This window comes from Pseudomonas medicaginis (assembly GCF_965119365.1).
Taxonomy (GTDB): domain Bacteria; phylum Pseudomonadota; class Gammaproteobacteria; order Pseudomonadales; family Pseudomonadaceae; genus Aquipseudomonas.
Map to the genome: position 1 here is coordinate 6,915,639 of NZ_OZ221631.1, position 25,486 is coordinate 6,941,124.

Consider the following 25,486-nt stretch of genomic DNA (forward strand, 5'->3'; position numbering starts at 1 on the left):
GGAACGAACCCGCATGCCATTAATCACTGAGCTCAAACTTTTCTCCGCTCCTCATCCAAAGGACTCTGCCAACGGCTCATCCCGGCAAACGGCCCTGAGAAATGTGGATTGGAGTGGTTTCAGCCAGTGCATCAACGAGCCGGCGAACCCCGGGCGAGGTTGCCTGATGGTATGCAGTGTGACAGACCGTCGGATATCAATCGTTCTTTATGAGGACGGCAGCGTCAAAATCAGCATGGATCGGCCTCCCGTTGACGATGTAATCATGAGCGGTGGAGGTGCCAAAGGGGTGGCTTATTCCGGCCTGGTCGAGACACTCACCGCCAACAATGTCATGGATCTCATCCGAAGGTTTTCAGGGTCCTCCGCAGGCGCCATATCGGCCGCCTTACTCGCCAGCGGCATGAGTCATGCGGATTTCGACAGGATCTCGGACTACGTTTCCCTCGTCTCGTTACTCAACAGCACCCAGCCTGACCTTGCCGCCGAACAGGACGAATGGTCGAGGATGGGTAAGAACATGAACGCCATCCCCCTGGTGCAATTGCTTTGCGACCTGCTGCCACGCCTGGGTTCCAAGGGGATGCCGCTGGAAGAGCTGATCAGGAAAGAAAGCCATGCGTCACTCTTGCAGCATTGCGCCAGAGGGCCGCTTTCCGAACAAGCGCAGAAAGCCGTCGACAATGTGAGGAGCAATCAATATGTCACCTTTGCCGATCTGGCGACCTTGAGCCAGGAAATCCCGCAGATCAAATCCTTGGAAATCACCGGCACCGCCATGTTAGAGGGCGGTGCGCAACTGGTGGTCTTCAGCGCGGACCTGACGCCTGACATGGATATAGCCGTGGCCGCGCATATCTCCGCAGCGCTGCCGGTGGTGTTCAGCAAACCGACCTTGCAAGGACAGCCCTTTCAGCCGGCAGACGCAACCACCGCATTTGCCGATGGCGGCATTCTGAACAACACACCGATACCCGCCCTTTACAACCCGATGCCCCAAATGAGCCCGATACCGGAAGGGGAGCCTTTGATCCTGGTATTCGAGGCGGAAGAATCGAACCAGCAAAAACCGCGAGGCACGGGAATATCAGCCCTGGTCGACAGATTCCTCAAGGCTCCCCACACGGCGCTTTCCGCATTGAATGCCGAACGGATGAAGCCTTTTGCCGACCAGACCATCGTCGTTCCGCTGAAAACCGATAAAGGCGACTACCGTGGTTTGTTAAACGGAACGGTTCACTTCAGCATGTCCACGGAGGTCAAGAATCATCTTCAGGAAGAGCTGCGCAAGGCTGTCAGTCACCATTTGCAGACGCGCAATGCCGTCCAGCAGACCTTCTGGTTTGCTTCGTTCGAGGCAGCCCTGTTGGCACTGGGTGACAAAGCGTTCGAGCAACTGGGCGCAGAATTGAAAGGCAACGAAGCCTATGACGAAGTGGCTGCCTTCAGGCAGCAGGCCCAACAGACGCTGGCGAATCTCAAGCGCGCGATCCAGAAGGCCAACATGGCCTCCTCCAGGCTTGAACCCACCCCACAGATACGCGAGGCCATTGGAGCTCTTGACCAGTTGGCGGACAAGGCAGGGAAACTGGAGTGGTTGGCAAAACGCATCAATCACCGCAACGACCCGGACTTCATGCAATTGCTGCAAGCGGCCGTTCGTTGGGACAGCGGTGCGACGACTGGCGTCTCCGAGGTGACCCGTCAAGCCATCGAGGAAATGGACCGACGCGACCTTGCCACTCGTATCGATAACGTCGTGCGGGACGTGCTGCAGATTTCCAGTTTTCTCGGCGGCCAGACCACCTCCAACCGCAAGCTGCTGGAAGGGTCCATCCGCGACTTGAGGGATGCCCAGACCCCAGAAGCTTTCAACAATGCGCTCGAACGGGTCATTGCCAACTACACATCACGCTACACGGGCATGAAACCCTTGAGTTCAAAAACGGTTGAGCAATTGCGTAACTGGCGGATCAAGCCACCTATTCGGGGTCTTCAGGCTTTGCAGACAGCGACTTCTTATCTTTCGCAGGCCCCTCTTCGCTTCGGATCTGCGCATGGCTCAACAGGGCAAAAATGAAGCTGCCCCCTACAATATTCCCGGCCAGCGTCGGCCCGGCGAAGACCAGCCAGAAGTCCTCCCACGGTAGCTCGCCGGCGAAAACCAGGTAGGACACCTCGGCCGAGCCGACGACGATATGGGTGAAATCTCCAAGCGCCATGAGGTAAGTGATGAGAATGATGATCCACACCTTGGCGCTTTCCATGGACGGGATCATCCAGACCATGGTGGCGATCATCCAGCCGGAAATGATGCCCTTGGCAAACATCTGGCCGCTGTCGTTCTCCATGACTTTGCGACCGATCTCCAGGAAAGCCTGGTCGGTGTGAGGGTCGAAAATCGGCAGATGCAGCATCACGTAGGCCACCAGCAGGGTGCCGCACAGGTTACCCACCAGCACCACGCTCCATAGCCGCAACAACCGGCCGAAGTTGCCCGGCGTGGGTTTGCTCATGATCGGCAGCACGGCGGTCAAGGTGTTTTCAGTGAATAACTGCTGGCGGGCCAGGATCACCGCGAGAAAGCCCGCGCAGTAACCGAAACTGGTGATCACCTTGAAGCCCTCGTGATCCGGTAGCCGGGAGCTGAGCAAGCCCATCGCCATCAGCGACAGGCCCATGGTCAACCCCGCCGCCAAGGCCGACCACCAGAGCGCGGCGATACTGCGTTCCAACTCCAGATTGCCCTGGGTGCGGATGATTTCATGCAGCACGGCCGCCCGTGGTGGCTGGTTACGATCGACTTCATGCTGCTCCTGAGCCGAAAGGTCAGGGGTCTTGCCGTCTTTGTGGGTGTCCATACAGCTCCTGAACCGGTGGCGTGATGTACCTACGACACGCGGCGTTCGGAGCTGTTCAGTCACCTGGGCCTGAAACCGCTATCGCGAGCAAGCTCGCTCCCACAGGGAGTCTGGTGCCCGATTTCACCGCAGCCCCCTTGTGGGAGCGAGCTTGCTCGCGATAGCAGCACCGCCGATCTCACTCGACGACAGCATCCTGGAACTGATCCTTGACGTACTTGATCTCGGTCCGCCCATGCGGCGCCGGCAGGCCATCCTCGCCCAGATTGACGAAGACCATTTTCTCCACGGTCAGGATGCTCTTGCGGGTGATCTTGTTGCGCACCTCGCAGGTCAGGGTGATGGACGTGCGGCCGAACTCGGTGGCGGTGATACCCAGCTCGATGATGTCGCCCTGGCGCGAAGCGCTGACGAAATTGATTTCCGAGATGTACTTGGTGACCACGCGCTGGTTGCCGAGCTGGACGATGGCGTAGATCGCGGCCTCTTCGTCGATCCAGCGCAGCAGGCTGCCGCCGAACAGCGTGCCGTTGGGGTTCAGGTCTTCGGGCTTGACCCATTTGCGGGTGTGGAAATTCATGATCACTCCTGAGTGTCTGGCCGTTGGATTGCTGCATCATGGCAGACCGCACGGTCAGGCTCTACGTCGCGGCCCCTATAACGGTCATCGGCAATTTCGATTTGCCGACAGAAACCCTTTTGGAAGATCCCATTAGCCCGTTATAATCGCCACCGCTTTACCTCGGTCCACCCTTTGGACCGTTCCCGCCACCTGTCCGAGGGGCGCTGCAGCAGGCTCGACCTGTCAGGCTCGGATGGGGCGTTGTTTGTACGGGCCTGCCCGCACGGACACTAAACGCACAACGGCGCCCATTCGCATACATTACGAATGGAGACTCTTCATGAGCGCTGTCATCACGCCTGCCGATTTTACCGACTACAAAGTCGCCGACATGTCCCTCGCCGCCTGGGGCCGTCGCGAAATCATCATCGCCGAATCCGAAATGCCAGCCCTGATGGGCCTGCGCCGCAAGTACTCTGGCGAACAGCCATTGAAGGGCGCAAAAATCCTCGGCTGCATCCACATGACCATCCAGACCGCCGTGCTGATCGAAACCCTGGTTGCCCTGGGTGCCGAAGTGCGCTGGTCGTCCTGCAACATCTTCTCGACCCAGGACCAGGCCGCTGCCGCCATCGCTGCCGCCGGTATCCCGGTATTCGCCTGGAAAGGCGAGACCGAGCAAGAGTACGAGTGGTGCCTGGAGCAGACCATCCTCAAGGATGGCCAGCCGTGGGACACCAACATGATCCTCGACGACGGCGGCGACCTGACCGAGCTGCTGCACAAGAAGTACGCAGCCGTGCTGGAAAACGTCCACGGCGTGACCGAAGAGACCACCACTGGCGTGCACCGTCTGCTGGACATGCTGGCCAAGGGCGAGCTGAAAATCCCGGCCATCAACGTCAACGACTCGGTGACCAAGAGCAAGAACGACAACAAGTACGGCTGCCGTCACAGCCTCAACGACGCCATCAAGCGCGGCACCGACCACCTGTTGTCTGGCAAGCAGGCGCTGGTGATCGGCTACGGTGACGTGGGCAAGGGTTCGGCCCAGTCCCTGCGTCAGGAAGGCATGATCGTCAAGGTGTCCGAAGTCGATCCGATCTGCGCCATGCAAGCCTGCATGGACGGTTTCGAGCTGGTTTCGCCGTTCATTGACGGGATCAACGACGGCACCGAAGCCAGTATCGACAAGGCGCTGCTGGGCAAGATCGACCTGATCGTGACCACCACCGGCAACGTCAACGTCTGCGATGCCAACATGCTCAAGGCCCTGAAAAAGCGCGCCGTGGTCTGCAACATCGGTCACTTCGACAATGAAATCGACACCGCCTTCATGCGCAAGCACTGGGCATGGGAAGAAGTGAAGCCGCAAGTCCACAAGGTACACCGCACCGGCGCTGGCAGCTTCGACCCACAGAACGACGACTACCTGATCCTGCTGGCCGAAGGCCGCCTGGTTAACCTGGGCAACGCCACCGGCCACCCAAGCCGCATCATGGACGGCTCGTTCGCCAACCAGGTCCTGGCCCAGATTTTCCTGTTCGGCCAGAAATACGCCGACCTGTCGCCGGCCCAGAAAGCCGAGCGCCTGACCGTGGAAGTACTGCCCAAGAAACTCGACGAAGAAGTGGCCCTGGAAATGGTCCGCGGTTTCGGCGGCGTGGTCACCCAACTGACCAAGCAACAGGCTGACTACATCGGCGTCACCGTCGAAGGCCCGTTCAAGCCGCACGCTTACCGCTACTGATCGGCGCTGCTCCCCCTGTGGGAGCGGGCTCTTTTTGTGGGAGCGAGCCTGCTCGCGATGCAGACACCTCGATCTGACTGTAGGACCGAGGTGATGCCAATCGCGAGCAGGCTCGCTCCCACATGAGCCCGCCCCACCAGGGATATGCAAGCCTTACCGGCCTACGTGTTTCCAAGGATATGACCATGTCCCAAGACCGTCGCTACAGCTTCGAGTTCTTCCCGACGAAGACCGATGCTGGGCATGAAAAACTGATCGCCACTGCCCGCCAGTTGGCCAGCTACAACCCCGACTTCTTCTCCTGCACCTATGGCGCCGGCGGTTCGACCCGTGACCGCACCCTGAATACCGTGTTGCAGCTCGAAAGCGAAGTCAAAGTCCCCGCCGCCCCCCACCTGTCCTGCGTCGGTGACAGCAAGGACGACCTGCGCAGCCTGTTGACCCAGTACAAGGCCGCCGGCATCAAGCGCATCGTCGCCCTGCGTGGCGACCTGCCGTCGGGCATGGGCATGGCCAGCGGTGAGCTGCGCCACGCCAACGAACTGGTGAGCTTCATTCGTGAAGAAACCGGCGATCACTTCCACGTAGAAGTGGCTGCGTATCCGGAAATGCACCCGCAAGCGCGCAATTTCGAAGACGATCTGCGCAACTTCGTGCGCAAGGCCAACGCTGGCGCCAATAGCGCGATTACCCAGTACTTCTTCAACGCCGACAGTTATTTCTACTTCGTCGAACGTATCCGAAAGCTGGGCGTCGACATTCCTGTCGTGCCGGGAATCATGCCGATCACCAACTACAGCAAGCTGGCGCGCTTCTCCGACGCATGCGGTGCAGAAATCCCACGCTGGATTCGCAAGCAGCTGGAGGCCTATGGCGACGACACCTCGAGCATCCAAAGCTTCGGCGAGGAAGTCATCACGCAAATGTGCGAGTGCTTGTTGCAGGGCGGCGCACCGGGGCTGCACTTCTATACCCTTAACCAGGCCGAACCCAGCCTCGCGGTATGGAACAACCTCAAGCTGCCGCGCTGATTGTCTTATATGCGGCACAAAGAGGCCTTGGCGAAAAACCAAGGCCTTTTTTCATTCAGTTGCCCGGGACCCAAGGTAAGGGCGTTCGCATTGGGTGAACGCCGCTAGGCATCCGTGCGCACCAAGGGCAAACAAAAGGCAGTCAAGGTGCAGGCCAGAGCGCTCTAGCTATTTGATGAGCTCTCGTCGTAACCTCAGGCCCATGCCCGCCATTGTCCAGCTGCTGACCGCCCTTATCCTCTCGTGCCTGAGCCTGACCGCCCAGGCCGAGAAGTTGCGCATTGTCACCGAGCCCTGGGCCCCTTATGTCTACGAAGAGAACGGCAAGATGCTTGGCCTGGACTACGAAACCACGGCCATTGTGTTCAAGCGCCTGGGCATCGACGTGGAGTGGCAGTTCCTGCCCTGGAAGCGTTGCCTGGCGATGCTGGAACAGGGGTTGGCGGACGGTGCACTGGACATCTTCCACAGCGATGAGCGCGATGCGATGCTGCTTTACCCCAGCGAACCGCTGTCGGACGTAGAGTTCGTGATGTTCTACGCCAACGCCCGGCCCCACCCGTTTCGCACGCTCGATGATCTGGACGGCCTGACCGTCGGCACCTCGCCCGGTTACCTGTACAGCCAGGCCTTCAGTGAGTCGACCCTGTTCAAACGTGAAGCGGCGCCCACCCACGAAGCCAATTTCGGCAAGTTGCAACTGGGTCGGATCGACCTGCTCATCACCGACCGCAGGGTCGGCCGGCATGTGCTCGATCAAATGCAATTGGGCGACCAGATCACCGAAAACCCGGTGGTGGTAAGCCGTCAAAGCCAATACCTGGCGGTGCGGCGCAGTGCCGGGATGGATTTGCTGGTGCAACGCTTCAGTGCCGAACTCAAGCGTTTCAAGCGCGAACCGGCCTATGCCGAGCTGAGCGCCCGCTACGGCGCAGGTGCCATGAGCAAGGCGCCTCGCCCAGCCGGGCCCGCGCAGAAATAAACCGTTGAGCAGCAGGAAAGCGGCGCAAGGCGTTTGCTCTGTTATACTCCGGCCTTCCCGCCAGGCTCACGCCCGGACGCCCGGTCTTGCAAAAGGCATCCCGACACCGCTACAGCGCAGCCTACAGCCCGCGCGAGCCTTGTCCGGACCCGCCTTCGAGGCCCGGCAGGACCGGACGGGATGACGTGTTTTTGTTGAACGTCATTCGCGCCCGGCAAGACTATCCCATTGGGCCAGGCCCTCACTAAAACAGGATTACTCATGTCCTTTGCTTCCCTCGGTCTCTCCGAGGCTTTAGTCGGCGCCATCGAAGCCGCCGGCTATACCCAGCCTACCCCGGTGCAACAGCGGGCCATTCCCGCCGTGTTGCAAGGTCGCGACCTGATGGTCGCGGCGCAGACAGGTACTGGTAAAACCGGCGGTTTCGCCCTTCCGATCCTGGAGCGGTTGTTTCCCAACGGTCACCCAGACAAATCCCAGCGTCACGGCCCGCGCCAACCGCGCGTACTGGTCCTGACCCCGACCCGCGAACTGGCAGCCCAGGTACACGAGAGCTTCAAGATCTATGCTCGCGACCTGAAGTTCGTCAGTGCCTGCATTTTTGGCGGCGTCGGCATGAACCCCCAGGTCCAGGCCATGTCCCGTGGCGTCGATGTACTGGTGGCATGCCCCGGTCGCCTGCTGGACCTGGCCGGCCAGGGCAGCGTTGATTTGTCCCACGTTGAAATCCTCGTACTGGACGAAGCCGACCGCATGCTCGACATGGGTTTTGTCCATGACGTGAAGAAGGTCCTCGCCCGCCTGCCCGCCAAGCGCCAGAACCTGCTGTTTTCGGCGACGTTCTCCAAGGACATCACCGACCTGGCCGGCAAGCTGTTGCACAACCCGGAGCGCATCGAAGTCACGCCGCCGAACACCACGGTCGAGCGTATCGAGCAGCGCGTGTTCCGCCTGGCCGCCAGCCATAAGCGTGCCCTGCTGGCGCACCTGATTACCGCCGGCGCCTGGGAACAGGTCCTGGTCTTCACCCGCACCAAGCATGGCGCCAACCGCCTGGCCGAGTACCTGGACAAACATGGCCTGCCGGCCGTGGCGATCCACGGGAACAAGAGCCAGAACGCCCGCACCAAGGCCCTGGCCGACTTCAAGGCCGGCGAGGTACGCATCCTGGTCGCCACCGACATCGCCGCCCGTGGCCTGGACATCGACCAATTGCCCCACGTGGTCAACTTCGAGCTGCCGAACGTCGATGAAGATTACGTTCACCGTATCGGCCGTACCGGCCGGGCCGGTCGTTCGGGCGAGGCGATCTCGCTGGTCGCGCCGGACGAAGAAAAGCTGCTCAAAAGCATCGAGCGCATGACCAAGCAGAAAATTGCCGACGGCGATCTGATGGGCTTCGATGCCAGCACCATCGAGGCCGAGAAGCCTGAAGTGCGCGAACGTCCGGACGTGCGCAATCCGCGCAATGCCCGAGGCCCACGCGGCGACGGTCCGAATGGCGGCGGTGGCGGCGGCGGTCGTAAAGACAAAGGCAAGGACAAGGGCAAGGAAAAATCGGCCAGCAACAGCAATGGCCGCGGCGAACGCCCCGCCCGCGAGCAGAAACCCCGCGAAGGCACGCCGGCCCGTGAACAGCAGCGCCCGGCTCCGCGCGCCGCAGCCGATCGCGCCCCGGACGAGTTCCTGGACGACGATATCGATAACTTCGGTAACCGCGTCGACTACGTGCCGCAGCAGAAACCGGCCCAGGGCCGTGGTCGTCGTCCGGGTGCCCCGGCACAGGGCGCAGGTACGGGCGCTCCGCGCAGCGGCCAGCCACAAGGCCGCCAGAACGGCCCGCGCAACAGCAACGGCTCGTCCACCGGCACGCCACCGGCCAAGCGCAACGGCCCACGCAACGGTGCCCCACGTGACGGCCAGGCCCGTCGCGACGACACCCGCCCGCGCCGCCCGGCCCGCGACGACCAGCCTCGTCAGGAACCCGCCGTGCAGAACCCGCGCAGCAACCAGCCGAAGATCATGCACAAGGAATCGAAAGCCGATCGCTTCCCGACGCCTGAACAGCTGGATCAACTGCCAAGCCGTCCACGGGGCGAAAAACCGGCCTTGCTGACGCGCAATCGCTGAGTTTTTCCAAGCCTTGAAAAATGCCCCAGGTCTCGCGACCAGGGGCATTTTTTTGGCCCCTACACAATTCCAAATGTGGGAGCGAGCTTGCTCGCGATAGCGGTATGTCAGTCAACATCAAGTCGACCCGTAAGACGCCATCGCGAGCAAGCTCCCACAGGGCTCTCTGCGTTACCCGAATCCGCCAATAAAAAACGCCCCTGACCGCAAGGCCAGGGGCGTTTTTTGTCAGGGGCGAAGGTTACTTCGCTTTGACACCTTCAAACGAGATGTACAGCTCAACGGCGTCGGATTGTGGGCCCAGGTCCATCATCTTGCCGAAGTCGGAACGCTTGATGCTGGTGGTGCCCTCGAAGCCAGCACGGTAGCCGCCCCATGGATCCTTGCCTTCGCCCAGGAACGTGGCCTTGACCACGATTGGCTTGGTCACGCCGTGCAGCGTCAGGTCCCCCGTCACGTCTGCAGTGTCTTTACCATCAGCGTTCTTGCCGGTGGACTTGACGCTGGTGGACACGAACTTGGCGTCGGCAAACTTGCCTACGTCCAGGAAGTCCTTGCTGGCGATATGCTTGTCGCGCTCGGCGTGGTTGGTGAACACGCTGGCGGTACGTACGTTGAACTCGATCTTGCTGTCTTCAGGCTTGGCGGCGTCGAAGCTGAACTTGCCGTCGATGTCCTTGAAGGTACCGGTGATGTAGCTATAGCCCAGGTGGCTGATCTTGAAGTCGACGAAGGCGTGCTGGCCTTCCTTGTCGACGACGTAGTCGGCAGCCATGGCCTGACCGGCCGACAGCAGGGCAGAACCGATTGCCAGGGCGGCGAGCGTCTTTTTCAACATGCTTTCTATTCCTTTGGAGTCGAGGTTGAACATCAGGCTTGGCGCCCCAGCATTCGCTTGAGGGTCGCGTCACGGTCGATAAAGTGGTGTTTCAATGCTGCCAACGCATGAAGGCCGGAAAAAATGACCAGCGCCCATGCCAGGTAGAGGTGAATCTGGCCAGCGACGTCTGCCTGATCGGGCAGTCCGGACACCAGCGCGGGGACTTCAAACAGGCCAAACACCGGAATCCCGACACCGTCTGCGGTGGAAATCAGGTAACCGGCAATCATCACGGCGAACAACCCGAGATACAGTGCGCCATGGCCAAGCTTGGCGCTGACGCGGGTCACGCGGCCATAGGTGGCCAGGGTCGGCGGCGGCGGGCTGACAAACCGCCAGATCACCCGCAGCAACATGACCGCCAGCAGCACCAGGCCAATGCTCTTGTGCAGGTCCGGTGCGTCTTTGCGCCAGGTGCTGTAGTAATCCAGCCCGACCATCCACAGGCCCAGGGCGAACAACCCGTACACCACCAACGCAATGCCCCAATGCAGAGCGATACTGACCCAGCCATAGCGAGAAGAAGAGTTGCGAAGCTGCATTGCTCATATCCTGTAAAAACTGCGACCAAGACTAGCGAGTTATCTATCGATTTAAAGCGGAAATTTTCGCTTTGAAATATCGAGAAATACGATGATCAGTCTGGGCGGAGTGAGTTAAGGAAAGATTAAAGCTGAGACGCAGTGTGGTATTGGCCGATATGGGTATCGGAGAAGACCCATTCGCGAGCAGGCTCGCTCCCACAGGAACTCGCAACCCGTGGTGCTTGCAAAGGCAATTCCCAGACAGAAAAAGCGCGGCTGATACGCCGCGCTTTTTCATTCAACCCAGCCGTTACTGAGCCTGGGTCCCAGTCGCTGCCGGGGTAGTTGCGGCCGGCTTGGCGGCCGGTTTTTTCGCCGGTGCGGTTTTCTTCACCGGTGCTTTTTTCGCCGGTGTCTTCGTCGCTGGCTTCTTAACGGCCGGTTTGGCGACGGCCTTCTTCGCCGGCTCAACCTTCGCCGGGGCAACAGGCGCCGGTGGTTCCACCGGGGCAGGCGCGGGAGCAGGTGCCGGGGCTGGCGGCGCTACCGGTTCCGGTGCCTTGACCGGCGCAGGCTTCTTGTCGTCATCCGAGCCACCGAACAGGTTGCTGAAGAAGTTGCCCTTCTTCGCCGCCACCGCACCGGCCGCAACTGCCGTTGCAGCTGGCGCGATCTTGGCCGGCTCGAACGACTTGCCCGCCGCCAGGTCTTGAACCTGACTGGCCGCGCGCTGCCCGCTACGCAACGCACCTTCCAGGGTCCCCGGATACAGGGCGTCGGTGTGTTCGCCGGCAAAGGCTACACGCTGCAATGGCCTTTCCCACAGGCGCCAGTACTTGCTGATCTGGCCGGGGCCAAAAGCCAGGTACGCGCCGCCCATGGACGGGTCGGTGCTGTAGCGGCGGATTTCATAACCGGTGAACGCGCCACGGGCCTGTGGGTAAAACGCGTGCAGGCGGATCAGTACCTGATCGACCATCTGCTTGTCGCCGAAGGCCTGCATCACCCGGGCGTTGTCGCCGGACAGGTTGATGACCACGTTGGCACCGCCCTTCATGGCCGGCTCGATCCACATCATGCCCAGGCCGGCATTGCTGTAGATTTCGCCCGACATGCGCGCCTTGCTGTCCCAGACCGGGGTCTTGAACTTGAGCATGATCTGGTCGCGCCAGCCGTAGTTGGTGCCCTTGATCGCGCCTTGATGCTGGGCGTCCAGGGCCGGGGTCAACTGGATCTTGTTCAGCGCCCGCAGCGGCACCGCCAGCACCACGTAGTCAGCCTGATAGCCAACGGCGCCAACCTTGACGGTCACCCCGTCCTTGTCCTGGGAGATGGCCGACACGGGCGAATTGGTCTTGATGGTTTTCAGTTGCTTGACGAACGCCTGGGCCAGGACCGGGCTGCCGCCGAGCAGGCGCGAGGCCCGCAGGTCGCGGTCGGACACGCCGCGATAGACGCGGTTCTGCTGAGCGAAATACAGCAGCGACAAGCGCGAAGGCTCGTCGTAACGGGTGCGAATCTCCTGGTTCACCAGCTGCCGCGCCGTGGCCGGCAGTTGCAGGCGGTCGAGCCAGTTGGACACCGTGATCTGGTCCAGCGCGTGCAACGTGTTGTTGGCCGCCGGGTTCTGCGGGTCTTCGATGGAGCGCGCCAGGTCGTCGAGCGTGGTTTCGTAGCGCTTGAGGGCTTCGGCGGTGGCCGGCTGCTTGGTCGCCAGGTCGGCGGCGGTGAAGTAGGTGCCATCGATCAGGTAGCTGGGGGTACGCACGAATTCCGGGGCCGGCGTGGTGCTCAGCTTGAAGGTGGAGACGTACTTGTTCAGCACTGGCTGCGTCTTTTCATTGCCGATCCACTCGCTGGTGGCCATGCCCGAGCGACCGCCCAAGTCCGGCTTGGCTTCCAGCAGCGTCACGGCCCAGCCTTTGTTCTGCAACTCATAGGCCGCGGTGAGCCCCGCCAGGCCGCCGCCGATAACAATGGCCGTCAGTTGCTTGTCCTTGGCCAGCGCCGAAACGCTGAACAGCCCTATCATCACCAGCGCACAGGCGCGCAGCCAACCAGCAGACATTCAACGAACTCCGGATTAAACGTAGGAAATTTCAGCTTTCGAGCCAGGCGGCGCGCGGTTTCTCGAGCCCGTCGACCCAGGGAACGGCGAAGAATACGACAGCCATCAAAGCGCCGCCAGCGACGTCTATCGCCTTGCCCAAAGTAGCGCCAACGACACAATGGGTTGTCCCCGGAGCCGCCATTGCATAGGCTTGCGCGATTGTTTTGCCCGCGCCCGCCGCGAGCCGCCTCGAGGAGACTGTAAATGGGCCTGAATAACCAGTGGATGCAACGCGACCTCGCGGTGCTGTGGCATCCCTGCACCCAGATGAAAGACCACGAACAGCTGCCGCTGATCCCCATCAAGCGCGGTGAGGGCGTGTGGCTGGAAGATTTCGAAGGCAAGCGCTACCTCGATGCCGTCAGTTCCTGGTGGGTCAACGTATTCGGCCACGCCAACCCGCGCATCAACCAGCGCATCAAGGACCAGGTCGATCAGCTGGAGCATGTGATCCTCGCCGGTTTCAGCCACCAGCCGGTGATCGAACTGTCCGAGCGCCTGGTAAAGATGACGCCCGAGGGCCTGACCCGGTGCTTCTATGCCGATAACGGCTCGTCCTGCATCGAAGTGGCGATGAAGATGAGCTTCCACTACTGGATCAATCGCGGCCGGCCGGACAAGAAGCGCTTCGTCACCCTGAGCAACAGCTACCACGGCGAAACCATCGCGGCGATGTCGGTGGGCGATGTGCCGTTGTTCACCGAAACCTACAAGGCGTTGTTGCTGGACACGATCAAGGTGCCGAGCCCCGACTGCTACCACCGTCCAGAAGGCATGGGTTGGGAAGAACATTCGCGCAACCTGTTCGCCGCCATGGAACAGACCTTGGCCGAACACCACGACACGGTGGCAGCGGTCATTGTCGAGCCGCTGATCCAGGGCGCCGGCGGCATGCGCATGTACCACCCGGTGTACCTGAAGTTACTGCGCGAAGCCTGCGACCGCTATGGCGTGCACCTGATCCACGATGAAATCGCCGTCGGCTTTGGCCGAACCGGAACGATGTTCGCCTGTGAGCAGGCCGGCATCACGCCGGACTTCCTCTGCCTGTCCAAGGCCCTGACCGGCGGTTACCTGCCGCTGGCGGCGTGCATGACCACCGACGAGGTCTACAGCGCGTTCTACGACGACTACCCGACCCTGCGCGCGTTCCTGCATTCCCACAGCTACACCGGCAACCCGCTGGCCTGCGCGGCGGCCCTGGCGACGCTGGACATCTTCGAAGAAGACAACGTCATCGAAAACAACCAGGCCCTGGCCCAGCGCATGGCCAGCGCCACCGCCCACCTGGCCGATCACCCGAACGTGGCCGAAGTGCGCCAGACCGGCATGGTGCTGGCCATCGAGATGGTCCAGGACAAAGCCAGCAAGACCGCCTACCCATGGCAGGAACGGCGCGGCCTGGCGGTGTTCCAGCATGCCCTGGAGCGCGGTGCGCTGTTGCGGCCGCTGGGCAGCGTGGTGTACTTCCTGCCGCCGTATGTCATCACCCCGGAGCAAATCGACTTCCTCGCCGAAGTGGCCAGTGAAGGCATCGACATTGCCACCCGGGACAAGGTCAGCGTGGCGGTGCCGAAGGATTTCCACCCTGGGTTCCGTGATCCGGGCTGAACCTCGGTCCTCTTGCTGGAACACTATTGTGGCGAGGGGATTTATCCCCGCTGGGCTGCGCAGCAGCCCCCAATACATCCAACGCGATTTACCTGAAGCACCCGGGTGTCCGGTTTTAGGGCTGCTTCGCAGCCCAGCGGGGATAAATCCCCTCGCCACAGGTGCCGGGAGAACCCATGCACCGTTAACTTTTTCAGAGATTCGACATGAGACTGTCCCGCTTCTTCATCGACGCCCCCCTGAGCCTCGGCGACCACGAGTTGCCCGAAGCCCAGGCCCATTACATCGGTCGGGTGCTGCGCATGGCCGAGGGCGATGCGGTGCAGGTATTCGACGGCTCCGGCCAGGAGTTTCGCGGCACGTTGGCAGAGGTCGGCAAAAAGCGCGTGCGGGTGCAGCTGGACGAGCAGTTCACCGGACAACCTGAATCGCCGCTGCGCATCCACCTCGGCCAGGGCCTGTCCCGGGGCGAGCGCATGGATTGGGCGATCCAGAAAGCCACGGAGCTGGGCGTCAGCGAGATCACGCCGATCTTCAGCGAACGCTGCGAAGTGCGCCTCAAGGACGAGCGCGCCGACAAACGCCTGCTGCACTGGCGCCAGGTGGCGATCAGCGCTTGCGAGCAGTGCGGGCGCTCGACCGTGCCGGTCATCCACCCGCCGCTGCTGCTGGCCGACTGGCTGAAGCAGGCCGAAGCCGAACTGAAACTGGTCCTGCATCCGGTGGCCGAGCCGCTGGTCAGCCATGACAAACCGTCGACATTGGCCTTCCTGATCGGCCCCGAAGGTGGCTTGTCGGATGCCGAGGTCGAGCAGGCCACCGCCGCCGGCTACCACGCCGCCCGCCTCGGCCCTCGCGTGCTGCGCACCGAAACCGCGCCAGTGGTGGCGCTGGCGGTGGCGCAGCAGTTGTGGGGGGATTTCTGAAGTCAGATACCCCCTGTGGGAGCGAGCTTGCTCGCGATGGCGGTGGGCCAGTCAACATTGATGCGACTGATCCGACGCTATCGCGAGCAAGCTCGCTCCCACATTGAATCCACGTTGTTTATGAGTTAGAGCACATAAAACAAAATCGCCACGAAATGCAGCAGGCTGCCGGCGATCACGAACAGGTGCCAGATGCCGTGGGCGTGACGCAACCGATGGTCGAGGGCGAAAAAGATGATGCCGACGGTGTACAACACGCCGCCCGAGGCCAACCAGGCGAACCCGGTGTTGCCCAGGGCCGCCAACAGGGGCTTGACCGCCACCAGCACGATCCAGCCCATCACGGCGTAGATCACGATCGACAGGATCCGTGCTTCGGAACGCGGCTTGATTTCCTGCAAGATACCAATCACGGCCAGCCCCCAGACGATCCCGAACAACGTCCAGCCCCAAGGTCCGCGCAGGGTCACCAGGCAGAACGGGGTATAGCTGCCGGCGATCAACAGGTAGATCGAAAAGTGATCGACCTTCTGCATGATTTCTTTTTTGCGCCCTCGCACGCTGTGATAGACCGTCGAAGCGCTGTACAGCACCAGCAAGGTAAAGCCGTAGATCGCCACGCTGACGATCTTCCATGGATCGCCCGCCATCCCGGCGATCACCAGCAACCACACTGCGCCGATAAACGCCGCCACCGCCCCCACCAGGTGCGTCCAGGCGTTGAGTCGTTCCCCGTGATACATCCAATCCCCCTCACATTCCAAGACAGACGCCAAGGCTCAGGCTTGGCGCTGCAAAGTGCAATGGTTTGCTGCTACCCCTCTGAGCCCACACTGTTTGGGCCGGGGACACAGATAACCCTCTAAAAAGGAGTCGATTGGGGCACAATCGAGCGATACGAATAAGAGTCTGCCCCATGCTGATCGACGAAGAATTGACCCTGAAGAAACTGGAGGTGTTCCTGGCCTTCATGCGCACCGGCAACCTGGCGCGGGCGGCGGCCGAGTTGCAGACCAGCAACGTCAGTGTGCACCGGGCCATTCACTCGCTGGAAAGCGCCCTGCGCTGCCCGCTGTTCAAGCACGAAGGCCGCAACCTCACACCGCTGGAAAGCGCCTATGTGTTGGAGGAACGGGCACAGAAGCTGATCCAGGACGTGGTCGACAGTGTGCGCCTGACCCGCGAAGCCGCCGGCTTCTCCGCCGAGCGCTTCAAGCTCGGCTCGCTGTATTCGCTGACGGTCAAGACCGTGCCGCAACTGATCATGGGCCTGAAGATCCGTCGCAGCGAGCTCAATATCGACCTGATCCTGGGCTCGAACATCGACCTGCTGTACAAGCTCAAGAACATGGAAGTGGACGCGATCCTGATCTCTCTGGACGACAGCGTGAACGACCCGGACTGTGAGCATATCGAGTTGTTTTCCGATGACATCTTCCTCGCCACGCCAGCCGACTCGCCCTTTGCCCAGCGCAGCGAAGTCGACCTGGCCGAAGTCCGCGACGAAACGTTCATCACCCTGACCCAGGGTTTCGCCACGCATCAGGACGGCGTCCGGGTGTTCAAGCAGGCGGGGTTCGAGCCGAAGGTGGCGATGCAGGTCAACGACATCTTCACCCTGCTGAGCATGGTCAGCTCCGGGGTGGGCTATGCCTTGCTGCCGGGACGAATTGCGGCAGTGTATGAAAACCGGGTGAAATTGATCCCGTTGCAGGAAAGGTATCGGCTACAACAGCGCATTGGCGTGGTGTTCCTGAAGGCCAAGGAGCGTGATCCGAATCTGCTGGCGTTGTTGGCCGAATGCCGGATGTATGCCAATCGGCAGGCGTGAGACCGTGTTGCCTTCATCGCGAGCAAGCTCGCTCCCACAGGGACACGCGGTCAACTGTGGGAGCGAGCTTGCTCGCGATGGGGACAGTCCTGTCAACAAAGAGACTAAGCCCTACCCCATCAACCCCCGCATGATCAGAAACAACAGCGAAGGCCCCAGCAGGCACCCAAGCGCCGTATAGAACGCCGCCGTCAGGCAACCATACGGCACCAGCTTCGGATCCGTCGCCGCCAGGCCTCCGGCCACGCCGCTGGAGGTGCCCATCAAACCACCGAAGATCACCGCGCTGCGCGGATTATTCAGGCCAATCAGCGGTGCCACGAACGGCGTCGCCACCATCACCAGGATCGCCTTGATCAACCCGGCGGCAATGGACAGCGCCATCACCTCGGAACTGGCACCAATCGCCGCCCCGGTCACCGGCCCGACGATGTAGGTCACTGCCCCGGCGCCAATGGTGGTCAGGCTCACCGCATCGGTGTAACCGAAGGCCATGGCCACGCCAACGCCCGCGATGAATGACGTGCCGACGCCGACGAACAAGGCCAGCACCCCCACGAAACCGGCACGCTTGAGCTCCTCGACACTGACGCCGAACGCGGTGGCGACGATGGCGAAGTCCCGCAGCATGGCACCGCCCAACAGGCCTATCCCGGACAGCAGCGGGAGGTCCACCACGCCCTTCTGTCCACCCGTCATTGCCCCGCCGATGTACGAGAGCACCAGCCCCAGCAGAATGGCGATGGCCGAACCGTGCAGGCGACCTTTGGTGAACGTATCGCTGATCCAGTAGGAGACCCACATGGTGATGCCGACAATGGCGAAACCGCTGATCAGGCCGTAGCCGGTGATGACTTTCATCATGGATTCGTACATGGCAATCACCCGACCGTCTTGACGGAAACATCGGCCTGGGGACCTTTGTTGCCAATGCGCACCAGCACCGGCACCAACGCAAAGGCAATCACCACCGCCAGGGTTCCGGCCAGGATCGCCATCGGCCCGCCCTTGAGCGCGCCGTAGACGTTCTGCTGCGCCGCCATCGCCACCACGATGGGGATGTAGATGGCGCTCCAGAACTCCACGCCAGCCTCGGATTTGCCCTTGAACAGGCCACGCTTGCTCAGGTAACTGCCCAGGCCGATCAACAGCAGCATCGCAATGCCGACGCCGCCGACATTGGCCGGCACGCCGATCAATTTGCCCAGCAGCTCACCGATGAAAATACCCGCCAGGGTACAAAAGGCCAGAAACGCCACACCGTAAATAATCATTGTTGTAGTCCTCAAAATGCATCGTCGAAGTTGTTGTTTTTGTGCTTCGTCAGCTTGAGTCGGTGTCTAGGGTTGGCGGCTTCCCTCCTCACGCAATAGCGCCTGCAAGGTATCGAGCCGGGCGCCGTCGAAAGCCATGACGGTACCCTGCTCGAATACCCGGCGCGCCAGCCCGGTGAGTACCGCGCCGGGCGGCAGCTCGACCTGCAACCGCACGCCTCGCTCGTAGGCGCTTTGCACCGTGCCACGCCAATCGACGACGCGGCACATGTTGAAGGCCAGGTCGTCGCGCAGGGCCTCGGTCTTGATCACCGGCCGCGCGCGGCTACCACTGAGATAGCCCAGTGTCGGTGCTTTCAACGGCACCTCGGCAAACGCCTGGGCCAAGGTCCGCGCCGGAGCCTCCAGCAACGGGCAATGGGACGGCACGCTCACCGCCAGCCGGCAGGCCTTGCCAGCGCCTTGGCGCCGAGCCTTTTCGGCGACCCGGTGCAGGGCTTCATCGCTGCCGGCAATGACCACTTGGTTATCGGCATTGATGTTGGCCAGGTAGACCGGCGTCGCCTCACCGTGAACCTGGGCCAGCAAGGCCTCCACTGTCGCGAGGTCCAACCCGATGATCGCCGTCATGCCGTAGCCTTGCGGATACGCCTGTTGCATCAATTCGCCGCGCAGGCTGACCAACCGCAGCGCATCCTCGAACCCCAGCGCCCCGGCAACGACCGCCGCCGGGTAGGCGCCGATGGACAGCCCCGCCACATAATCCGGCGCGGGGGCCTGCTCCAGCAATCGACGGGCCGCCGCTACGCCGGCGATTAGCAGGCACAGTTGCACGGCACGGGTCGATTGCAAGGCCCCGGCGCTGTCCAGTTGCAACACGTCCTCACCGAGCACATCACCCGCCTCGTCGAGGACTTGCGGCGCCAGGCCATGGAGCATGCCCACGCGCTGCGCACCCTGGCCGGGAAAGACGAAGAGGCTGCTCACGCGACCCGCTCCAATGAAGACTGCCAAGGATCGCTCACCAGACGTGCCTGCACGTCATCCTTGAGCAAGACCCGCCGCGACGAACCCGCCCACTCGCGCAAGGCGACAGCACCGCAGGGTGTTTGCAATTGCATATCCACGGCGCAAACCGAGGCATCCAGTTGCGCCAGCAATTCCCTGGCCTGGAGACGATCGAGAAAGTGCGGTACCCGCAGAATCAAATCCAGGTCGCTGCGCTCATGCAGCGCCTCGATACCCGTGGCGAGCTCGAACCCGGCGCTGCCGCTGACGCCCCAGGTCCAGCCACTGGCATCGAGCAACGGACGCAGGCGGGACAGCGCTTGCAGGGCTGGCAAGTCGCGAGTCGAGGGGACGTGACCAAGGTCTTCCGGCCTTACACGACGGGCAATCGCCGCGACCGCCATCGACGTTGCATAACGCTGCTCGCGCAAGCGCCCGCGCACGCCGACCGCGATTTGACCCGGCGCTGTCAGCGAGCGCCGAACCACCACCGGTTGACCGGCGGCAATCGATTCGACCACCCATGTCGGCGCACCCGCAGGCACCTGCTCCGGGGTCATCCCCCAGAGCAGGTCATGGGCCAGATACGTATTCACCACTGCGCTCTCAGCAGTTGGCGCACGGTGCTGGAAGCCGCGCGATGGGTCGCACCGAGGCGACTGCTCAAGTCGTGAGGCGCAGCGGCCACATCGTTGATCGCCTGCTGCACGCAATCCGTCACCCGGGCAAGATCAGCCGCCGTCGGTTGCTCGATCTGCTCCACCGACAAGGTTTCCCAGAGCAGGCCCAGGCTGGCAAAGCTGTCGATGTCGTAGGCCATCGGCGGCACGCTGGCGGCCAATGCCTCAAGCTCTTCGACACTGCGCAGGGTCACCCGCGCCGCCGAAGCCTTGCCCATGGCGTGGACCATCACACCCGGGTCGCGCAGGGCAATCAGGCGATTGGCCTGGTAGCCATGGGCCAGGAACGCCCCCGACATCGCTTTGCCCACCAGCAAGCCAATCACCGGATGCCCGGCCAGCCGCGCACGGGCATAGCTGTCCGCCGCACCGGCCAGGGCCTGATGGATGCCCAGGGCTTCTTCGCGTCGGCCATAGGCCTGGCTCGGTACATCGACAATGGCGATCAGCGCACGCTTGTCGCTGGCATCGCGGTCGGCGTCGATGGCGTCGTCCACCGCCTTGGCCAGGCCCCAGCCTTCCAGCAAGCCGACTTCGCCGTTGCGCGCCCGAGGAAAATGGTTGTCGGGATCGGCCACCACCGCCAGCAAGCGCACCGCTTGCTCGCCCAGCCTGGCGTCGGCGACTTTCAACGAAGCAGGCAAACCTTGCACCGGGCTGGCACCGCCACTCAAGGCCTCGAACCAGCGCAAGCCCCTCAATGAATACGAACTCATGGACGTTCTCCCTGATACAGCTGACGAACCGTGGCCGGCTCGATTTGCACTTCAGTGTCCAAACGGGTCAGGCGTTGCAGGAACAGCTCGGCCTGGCCGCTGCGGTGCTGCGCGGGCACGCCCAGGTGCAGCAACTGGCTGACCTGCTGACGGATCTGCGTCACGTCGTCGGCCGTATAACGGTCCACCAATCCCGTGGCGAAACGCTGCTCGCCACCCGTCAGGCTCCAGATGAATGGACGGTCGCGGGAGTCGTATTCGTCAAGGCCCGCTTCCTGTTCGATCACTTGTGGACCGTTCAGGCCCAGCCGCGCCTCCCGGGTCACCAGCAGATAACTGCACAGGCCGGCGGCAATGGACATGCCGCCAAAGCAACCGACGCTGCCGGCCACCACGCCAACCACCGGCTGGTACTGACGCAAATCGACAATCGCCGAATGGATCTCGGCAATCGCCGCCAGGCCCAGGTTGGCCTCCTGCAACCGCACGCCGCCGGTTTCCAGCAGCAGCACGGCGCGGGTGGCAATGCCCTTGCGGTTGTCTTCGGCCGCCAGTTCCAACGCACCGGCAATCTTCGCCCCGCCGACTTCGCCGAGGCTGCCGCCCTGGAAAGCGCCTTCGATGGCGGCGATCACCACGGGCAGGCCATCGAGCGTACCCTTGGCGATCACCACGCCGTCATCGCTTTGCGGCACCACGCCCTGGCGCAACAGCCACGGCGACATGACCCGCTGGAACGGGTCGAGCAGTTCGCGGAAAGTGCCGTCATCGAGCAAGGCCTTGGCCCGCTGCCGGGCGCCGAGCTCGACGAAGCTGTGCTTGTTGAGCAACGCTGCACTGTCAGTCATGGCCGATCTCCTCGAAGCCTTGCTCCAGGCGCAAACGCACCACGCCGGGGGTGGCGCCGAAATCGTGGATGTCGATGGAAAGGGCCGGTGGCGTCTGGCCGTCGAACAGGCGGGCAAACAAATGCTGCCAGCGTTGCGCGCTGCCATTGACCGAGGTCTGCACCTGGATGGTCAACTTGCCCGCCAGGCCGGGTTCGATCAGCACTTCCAGGTCGCCCGAGCCGACGCAGCCCACCAGCGCCCGGCCCCGTGGCGGCTGCCCGGCGGGGAATTCAAAGGATAAGGTTTCCATCAGCACACTCCAGGGAAGAGGCCATCGCCGCGTTCGATACGATCGAGGAACAGGCAGGCGGCGAGCAGGTCGGCAGCGCCGCCGGGCGAGGCGTTCAGGGCAATCAGTTGTTGGTCCAGTGCGTGCAATTGGCGACGACCGCCCAGGCTCGCACTGCCACCGGCATCGAGCACTGCCTTGGCGCCCTGTTGCATGGCCTGCAAACCCGCTTCGCCAGCGCGGTAGAGCACACAGGTGTCGGCCAGGGTGGTCATGATCGCCAGCAAGGCGTCGAGCCGGGCGTTCTGTTCGCCCGCCCCCGCCGCGCGGCTGCGCTTGAGTTGCGGCAGCCCCAGGCCGGTGACTGCCGGGAACGCCAGTTGCGCTTCCTCCCGGGCACCGCGTACGCCGTAGCGCTGGGCGACCTGGGCGCCGTGGCTCAAGGGTTGGGGCGCATGACGGTCGTTGAGCAAGGCCAGGCGGGCAGCACGTAAAGTCACGGCACCAGCGACGCTGGATTCAGGTTCCAGCGCCGTTGCAGCGACCAACAGGCCCAAGGCCCAGATCGCCCCGCGATGGGTATTCACCCCGCCGGTGGTGGCGAGCATCGAGGCTTCCCCCTCACGGCCGATGCGCCCGAGGGCTTCGCGTAGCGGCAAGCCGATCTCGCCACAGTCGAGGGCGACTTCGGCCATTTCCTTGAATGCCGGCCACAGCGACAGCGCCGAAGCATGCATCAGGCCCAGGTGCAGGTCGGTGTGGGCGCCATTGCCACGACGATCCACCAAGGCCGGTTTAGGCGAGAGGTCGGCTTCGTCGATCAGCGCGTCCACCGCCATATCCGCCAGGCGCTCGGCCAAGGACAGTTTTTTCGGTTGCAGGTTAAAGGCATGCATTTACCAGCTCCTGAACTTGGCGGGCGGGTTGTAGAGGCCACCGGACCATTCCACCAGATCGGCCACGCTCTTGGCCGCGAGCAACTCGCGGGTGGCATCGGCGCGACGGATGCCGAGGTCCTCGGGCAAGGCGATCAGCCCTTCGCGACGCATGCGCGCGGTGTCTTTCGGGTCATGGCGCAGGCCGATAGCGGTGACGCCGGCCACCGCCGCGATCATCGCCTGGCGTTCTTCCAGGGAGCGGGCCTTGTACAGATAGGCAATGCCTTCTTCGGTCAGCAGGTGGGTGACGTCGTCGCCGTAGATCATGATCGGCGCCAGGGGCATGCCGGCTTTCTTCGCCACGTCCACCGCGTCAAGGGTCTCGACGAAGGTCGGTTTGCCGCCCTCCTGGAACGTCTCGACCATCTGCACCACCAGCTTCTTGCCGCGTTCGAGCAACGGCGCCTCGCCGTCGCCGTGGCGCATGTCGAGCCAGGCTGGCGTGCCGTGGCGGCGACCGCGCGGGTCGTGGCCCATGTTCGGTGCCCCACCGAAGCCTGCCAAACGGCCCCGGGTCACGGTAGAGGAATGGCCGTCGCCATCCACTTGCAGGGTGGCACCGATGAACAGGTCCACCGCGTACTGCCCGGCCAGTTGGCAGACCATGCGGTTGGAGCGCAGCGAGCCGTCGTGGCCAGTGAAGAACACGTCCGGTCGGGCGGCGATGTAGTTTTCCATGCCCAGCTCGGTGCCAAAGCAATGCACGCTTTCGACCCAGCCGCTTTCGATGGCCGGGATCAGGGTCGGATGCGGATTGAGGGTCCAGTTGCGGCAGATCTTGCCCTTCAGGCCAAGGGACTCGCCGTAGGTCGGCAGGATCAATTCGATGGCGGCGGTGTTGAAACCGATGCCGTGATTGAGGGACTGGACGTTGTGTTTTTCGTAGATCCCGCGGATCGCCATCATCGCCATCAGCACATGCACGGGCTTGATGTGGCGCGGGTCGCGGGTGAACAGCGGTTCGATGTAGAAAGGCTTGTCGGCCACCACCACGAAATCGACCCAGGACGCCGGAATGTCGACTCGCGGCAGGTCGCTGACGTCATCCACCAACTGGTTGACCTGGACAATGACGATCCCATCGCTGAAGGCCGCCGGCTCGATCAACGCCGGGGAGTCTTCGGTGCTGGGGCCGGTGTAGATATTGCCGGCACGGTCGGCCATGAAACCGGCCGAGAGCACCACATTGGGGATCAGGTCCACCACCAGGCGGGCATAGAGTTCGATGTAGGTGTGGATCGCGCCGATTTCCAGCAGGCCGTCTTCGAGCAACTGGCTGATGCGCAGGCTCTGGGTGCCGGCGAAGGAGAAGTCGAGCTTGCGGGCGATGCCGCGTTCGAACAGGTCCAGGTGCTCGGACCGGCCGACGCTGGGCATGATCATGTGCAAATCGTGCAACTTCGAAGGGTCGACTTTCGCCAGGGAGCGGGAAAGGAAGTCCGCCTGCTTCTGGTTGTTACCTTCCAGCACCACACGGTCGCCCGGCAGGATCAACGCCTCCAGCGCCGCGACGATCTTGTCGGTGGGCAGCACCACACCGTCGGCAAGCCCCTTCACCAGCCCGAGGCGCCGCTGCTTTTCGCTGCGCCGCCGCGTCCAGCGCGAGTCGGGGGATATTGTTGTTGTCATGACCACTCCACGGGTTCGCTGTCGTGGGGGTTACCTTAGGAGGGTCATGGCGCGGGCATCAATCAAGCTCGACGGCGGATCGTTACGGTTGGAGTAATGGTCGCCAGATCCGGCGCACGCGTATCGCGCCTCAAACAAGCAGACTCATAGGCAGCCGTCTATCGGATGAACACTACAACCTGTCAATCCTGACAGTAGCCATCCCGCCTCCCTTAGCGCCCAATGAGTTTCACTGGCTCGATCTGATACGCCTCATCGGGGAGAACAATATGGCTTTTGAAGATTACACGTCGTTTGATGACGAAAACTGGAATGGATGGCAAACCGGATCCGGCGCAACGCCCGGGCATGGAAGACTGGTAAGGGACAAGGACTCAAATATCTATTGGGCTGGCCTGGTGGACATGGGATCCGTCGAACAATTCGAACCCGCGCTCAGAAAAGCCTACATGGTCGTACCTAGCCAAAAGATTATTCAGGTACGGTTTCAGTACCGGATCAAAAAAGCACCAGAACCAGGCCAACACTTCTTGATTGGGGTCACCTCACCCAGTTTTCCAGCGTCCCGGTTCAGCACATCTGTAGATAACGATACCCCGATAAACCGCTGGCTGGATTCAACAGTAGGGGGCGCGCCGCTTTTCAGCGGGGCGAAGGAAATATGGATCGGCTTGTGGCGCGGAGGGGGCACGATCAACCCGCCGCAGTGGGCGATCGAATTTGACAACATCCGGGTAACCGAAAGAGCGTGACGCTTTTTTGGGGCTGCTTCGCGGCCCAGCGGGAGCAAGCTCCCTCGCTACGTATCAGGCTGAAAGGAAAAAAGTGGAAACGCCGTCACTCGACAAAGGAAAACATCATGGCTTTAGGTACAGGAGCGCATCGTCTACTTACCACCTAAAAAGGAAGTCTGGGTCGGGTTCA

24 protein-coding genes and 1 riboswitch are annotated in these 25,486 nt (G+C 62.2%); of the genes, 9 read left to right on the forward strand and 15 right to left on the reverse strand.

All coding sequences use genetic code 11. From position 1 onward, the window contains the following. Positions 1–13 precede the first annotated feature (13 nt). Entirely contained in the window at positions 14–2,080 is a 2,067-nt protein-coding gene (locus ACMTA2_RS30550; protein WP_413793044.1) for a patatin-like phospholipase family protein, read from the forward strand. Here ACMTA2_RS30550 and ACMTA2_RS30555 read toward each other — a convergent pair. Next, positions 1,983–2,861, reverse strand: a complete 879-nt coding sequence (locus tag ACMTA2_RS30555; RefSeq protein WP_413793045.1) for a formate/nitrite transporter family protein — start codon at positions 2,859–2,861, stop codon at positions 1,983–1,985. The two genes, ACMTA2_RS30550 and ACMTA2_RS30555, sit on opposite strands and share 98 nt — an antisense overlap. Before the next feature lie 178 nt (positions 2,862–3,039). Continuing rightward, the gene (locus ACMTA2_RS30560) at positions 3,040–3,441 is read right to left on the reverse strand and encodes an acyl-CoA thioesterase (RefSeq protein WP_042729535.1); all 402 of its coding nucleotides are present in this window, start codon (positions 3,439–3,441) and stop codon (positions 3,040–3,042) included. Positions 3,442–3,633: 192 nt separating this feature from the next. Continuing rightward, a riboswitch (S-adenosyl-L-homocysteine riboswitch) is annotated at positions 3,634–3,740 on the forward strand. Positions 3,741–3,763: 23 nt separating this feature from the next. Between ACMTA2_RS30560 and ahcY the strand changes: the two genes are divergently transcribed. The 4 genes from ahcY to rhlE2 all read left to right on the forward strand — a co-directional run bounded on the left by ahcY (position 3,764) and on the right by rhlE2 (position 9,316). Continuing rightward, positions 3,764–5,173, forward strand: a complete 1,410-nt coding sequence (gene ahcY, locus ACMTA2_RS30565; protein ID WP_413793046.1) for an adenosylhomocysteinase — start codon at positions 3,764–3,766, stop codon at positions 5,171–5,173. A 185-nt stretch (positions 5,174–5,358) separates the two neighbouring features. Beyond that, positions 5,359–6,204, forward strand: a complete 846-nt coding sequence (gene metF, locus ACMTA2_RS30570) for a methylenetetrahydrofolate reductase [NAD(P)H] (RefSeq protein WP_413793047.1) — start codon at positions 5,359–5,361, stop codon at positions 6,202–6,204. A 202-nt stretch (positions 6,205–6,406) separates the two neighbouring features. After that, positions 6,407–7,186, forward strand: a complete 780-nt coding sequence (locus tag ACMTA2_RS30575) for a substrate-binding periplasmic protein (protein WP_413795747.1) — start codon at positions 6,407–6,409, stop codon at positions 7,184–7,186. Positions 7,187–7,447: 261 nt separating this feature from the next. Further along, positions 7,448–9,316 carry an RNA helicase RhlE2 gene (gene rhlE2, locus ACMTA2_RS30580; protein WP_413793048.1) on the forward strand — a complete coding sequence of 623 codons (1,869 nt, stop codon included), beginning with the start codon at positions 7,448–7,450 and terminating at the stop codon, positions 9,314–9,316. 241 nt (positions 9,317–9,557) lie between these two features. Here the strand turns inward: rhlE2 and ACMTA2_RS30585 are convergent, their stop codons facing one another. The 3 genes from ACMTA2_RS30585 to ACMTA2_RS30595 all read right to left on the reverse strand — a co-directional run bounded on the left by ACMTA2_RS30585 (position 9,558) and on the right by ACMTA2_RS30595 (position 12,788). Next, a complete protein-coding gene (locus ACMTA2_RS30585; protein WP_413793049.1) occupies positions 9,558–10,154 on the reverse strand; it encodes a YceI family protein in 597 nt (198 codons plus the stop codon). Positions 10,155–10,186: 32 nt separating this feature from the next. After that, positions 10,187–10,738: a cytochrome b gene (locus ACMTA2_RS30590; RefSeq protein WP_413793050.1), complete on the reverse strand. Its 552-nt coding sequence runs from the start codon at positions 10,736–10,738 to the stop codon at positions 10,187–10,189. Positions 10,739–11,030: 292 nt separating this feature from the next. Next, positions 11,031–12,788 carry a flavin monoamine oxidase family protein gene (locus tag ACMTA2_RS30595; protein ID WP_413793051.1) on the reverse strand — a complete coding sequence of 586 codons (1,758 nt, stop codon included), beginning with the start codon at positions 12,786–12,788 and terminating at the stop codon, positions 11,031–11,033. Between the two features lie 246 nt (positions 12,789–13,034). Between ACMTA2_RS30595 and ACMTA2_RS30600 the strand changes: the two genes are divergently transcribed. Together ACMTA2_RS30600 and ACMTA2_RS30605 are read left to right on the forward strand one after the other, a co-directional pair. Then, positions 13,035–14,441, forward strand: coding sequence for an adenosylmethionine--8-amino-7-oxononanoate transaminase (locus ACMTA2_RS30600; RefSeq protein WP_413793052.1), 1,407 nt, complete (start codon positions 13,035–13,037; stop codon positions 14,439–14,441). A gap of 206 nt (positions 14,442–14,647) precedes the next feature. Continuing rightward, a complete protein-coding gene (locus ACMTA2_RS30605) occupies positions 14,648–15,367 on the forward strand; it encodes a 16S rRNA (uracil(1498)-N(3))-methyltransferase (RefSeq protein WP_413793053.1) in 720 nt (239 codons plus the stop codon). Between the two features lie 125 nt (positions 15,368–15,492). Here ACMTA2_RS30605 and trhA read toward each other — a convergent pair whose 3' ends face one another. Continuing rightward, complete coding sequence (gene trhA, locus ACMTA2_RS30610) at positions 15,493–16,110, reverse strand: PAQR family membrane homeostasis protein TrhA (RefSeq protein WP_413793054.1); 618 nt, start codon at positions 16,108–16,110, stop codon at positions 15,493–15,495. A 173-nt stretch (positions 16,111–16,283) separates the two neighbouring features. Here trhA and ACMTA2_RS30615 point away from each other — a divergent pair, with 173 nt between their 5' ends. Further along, entirely contained in the window at positions 16,284–17,198 is a 915-nt protein-coding gene (locus ACMTA2_RS30615; RefSeq protein WP_413793055.1) for a LysR family transcriptional regulator, read from the forward strand. A 111-nt stretch (positions 17,199–17,309) separates the two neighbouring features. On the opposite strand, the gene madM is transcribed toward ACMTA2_RS30615, so the two are convergent. From madM to mdcA, 9 genes are all read right to left on the reverse strand, one after another. Continuing rightward, on the reverse strand, positions 17,310–18,074 hold the full coding sequence (madM, locus tag ACMTA2_RS30620) for a malonate transporter subunit MadM (protein WP_413793056.1): 765 nt from the start codon (positions 18,072–18,074) through the stop codon (positions 17,310–17,312). Positions 18,075–18,079: 5 nt separating this feature from the next. Next, positions 18,080–18,472, reverse strand: a complete 393-nt coding sequence (gene madL, locus ACMTA2_RS30625) for a malonate transporter subunit MadL (RefSeq protein ID WP_230152349.1) — start codon at positions 18,470–18,472, stop codon at positions 18,080–18,082. 66 nt (positions 18,473–18,538) lie between these two features. After that, positions 18,539–19,459 (reverse strand): malonate decarboxylase subunit epsilon, encoded by a 921-nt coding sequence (mdcH, locus tag ACMTA2_RS30630; RefSeq protein ID WP_413793057.1) that lies wholly within the window; start codon positions 19,457–19,459, stop codon positions 18,539–18,541. Next, complete coding sequence (locus tag ACMTA2_RS30635) at positions 19,456–20,076, reverse strand: malonate decarboxylase holo-ACP synthase (RefSeq protein WP_413793058.1); 621 nt, start codon at positions 20,074–20,076, stop codon at positions 19,456–19,458. Before ACMTA2_RS30635 ends, mdcH begins: the two co-directional genes overlap by 4 nt. Next, positions 20,073–20,876: a biotin-independent malonate decarboxylase subunit gamma gene (gene mdcE / locus ACMTA2_RS30640; protein WP_413793059.1), complete on the reverse strand. Its 804-nt coding sequence runs from the start codon at positions 20,874–20,876 to the stop codon at positions 20,073–20,075. Before mdcE ends, ACMTA2_RS30635 begins: the two co-directional genes overlap by 4 nt. Then, positions 20,873–21,724 carry a biotin-independent malonate decarboxylase subunit beta gene (locus tag ACMTA2_RS30645; RefSeq protein WP_413793060.1) on the reverse strand — a complete coding sequence of 284 codons (852 nt, stop codon included), beginning with the start codon at positions 21,722–21,724 and terminating at the stop codon, positions 20,873–20,875. Before ACMTA2_RS30645 ends, mdcE begins: the two co-directional genes overlap by 4 nt. Further along, positions 21,717–22,016, reverse strand: coding sequence for a malonate decarboxylase subunit delta (locus ACMTA2_RS30650; RefSeq protein ID WP_413793061.1), 300 nt, complete (start codon positions 22,014–22,016; stop codon positions 21,717–21,719). The genes ACMTA2_RS30645 and ACMTA2_RS30650 overlap by 8 nt, the downstream gene beginning before the upstream one ends. After that, positions 22,016–22,891, reverse strand: a complete 876-nt coding sequence (locus tag ACMTA2_RS30655) for a triphosphoribosyl-dephospho-CoA synthase (protein ID WP_413793062.1) — start codon at positions 22,889–22,891, stop codon at positions 22,016–22,018. Before ACMTA2_RS30655 ends, ACMTA2_RS30650 begins: the two co-directional genes overlap by 1 nt. Continuing rightward, positions 22,892–24,562 carry a malonate decarboxylase subunit alpha gene (gene mdcA / locus ACMTA2_RS30660; protein WP_413793063.1) on the reverse strand — a complete coding sequence of 557 codons (1,671 nt, stop codon included), beginning with the start codon at positions 24,560–24,562 and terminating at the stop codon, positions 22,892–22,894. A 269-nt stretch (positions 24,563–24,831) separates the two neighbouring features. Here mdcA and ACMTA2_RS30665 point away from each other — a divergent pair, with 269 nt between their 5' ends. Next, on the forward strand, positions 24,832–25,314 hold the full coding sequence (locus ACMTA2_RS30665) for a hypothetical protein (protein WP_413793064.1): 483 nt from the start codon (positions 24,832–24,834) through the stop codon (positions 25,312–25,314). The last annotated feature ends 172 nt before the right edge of the window (positions 25,315–25,486 follow it).

Coding starts and splice junctions, on each gene's coding strand:
- metF (WP_413793047.1), top strand. CDS start 5,359: ATGTCCCAAGACCGTCGCTACAGCTTCGAGTTCTTCCCGACGAAGACC.
- ACMTA2_RS30560 (WP_042729535.1), bottom strand. CDS start 3,441: ATGAATTTCCACACCCGCAAATGGGTCAAGCCCGAAGACCTGAACCCC.
- ACMTA2_RS30645 (WP_413793060.1), bottom strand. CDS start 21,724: ATGACTGACAGTGCAGCGTTGCTCAACAAGCACAGCTTCGTCGAGCTC.
- ACMTA2_RS30590 (WP_413793050.1), bottom strand. CDS start 10,738: ATGCAGCTTCGCAACTCTTCTTCTCGCTATGGCTGGGTCAGTATCGCT.
- madL (WP_230152349.1), bottom strand. CDS start 18,472: ATGATTATTTACGGTGTGGCGTTTCTGGCCTTTTGTACCCTGGCGGGT.
- ACMTA2_RS30655 (WP_413793062.1), bottom strand. CDS start 22,891: ATGCATGCCTTTAACCTGCAACCGAAAAAACTGTCCTTGGCCGAGCGC.
- ACMTA2_RS30595 (WP_413793051.1), bottom strand. CDS start 12,788: ATGTCTGCTGGTTGGCTGCGCGCCTGTGCGCTGGTGATGATAGGGCTG.
- ACMTA2_RS30575 (WP_413795747.1), top strand. CDS start 6,407: ATGCCCGCCATTGTCCAGCTGCTGACCGCCCTTATCCTCTCGTGCCTG.
- ACMTA2_RS30650 (WP_413793061.1), bottom strand. CDS start 22,016: ATGGAAACCTTATCCTTTGAATTCCCCGCCGGGCAGCCGCCACGGGGC.
- ahcY (WP_413793046.1), top strand. CDS start 3,764: ATGAGCGCTGTCATCACGCCTGCCGATTTTACCGACTACAAAGTCGCC.
- ACMTA2_RS30585 (WP_413793049.1), bottom strand. CDS start 10,154: ATGTTGAAAAAGACGCTCGCCGCCCTGGCAATCGGTTCTGCCCTGCTG.
- ACMTA2_RS30665 (WP_413793064.1), top strand. CDS start 24,832: ATGGCTTTTGAAGATTACACGTCGTTTGATGACGAAAACTGGAATGGA.
- ACMTA2_RS30615 (WP_413793055.1), top strand. CDS start 16,284: ATGCTGATCGACGAAGAATTGACCCTGAAGAAACTGGAGGTGTTCCTG.
- rhlE2 (WP_413793048.1), top strand. CDS start 7,448: ATGTCCTTTGCTTCCCTCGGTCTCTCCGAGGCTTTAGTCGGCGCCATC.
- ACMTA2_RS30550 (WP_413793044.1), top strand. CDS start 14: ATGCCATTAATCACTGAGCTCAAACTTTTCTCCGCTCCTCATCCAAAG.
- madM (WP_413793056.1), bottom strand. CDS start 18,074: ATGTACGAATCCATGATGAAAGTCATCACCGGCTACGGCCTGATCAGC.
- ACMTA2_RS30555 (WP_413793045.1), bottom strand. CDS start 2,861: ATGGACACCCACAAAGACGGCAAGACCCCTGACCTTTCGGCTCAGGAG.
- trhA (WP_413793054.1), bottom strand. CDS start 16,110: ATGTATCACGGGGAACGACTCAACGCCTGGACGCACCTGGTGGGGGCG.
- ACMTA2_RS30605 (WP_413793053.1), top strand. CDS start 14,648: ATGAGACTGTCCCGCTTCTTCATCGACGCCCCCCTGAGCCTCGGCGAC.
- mdcA (WP_413793063.1), bottom strand. CDS start 24,562: ATGACAACAACAATATCCCCCGACTCGCGCTGGACGCGGCGGCGCAGC.
- mdcE (WP_413793059.1), bottom strand. CDS start 20,876: ATGAGTTCGTATTCATTGAGGGGCTTGCGCTGGTTCGAGGCCTTGAGT.
- ACMTA2_RS30600 (WP_413793052.1), top strand. CDS start 13,035: ATGGGCCTGAATAACCAGTGGATGCAACGCGACCTCGCGGTGCTGTGG.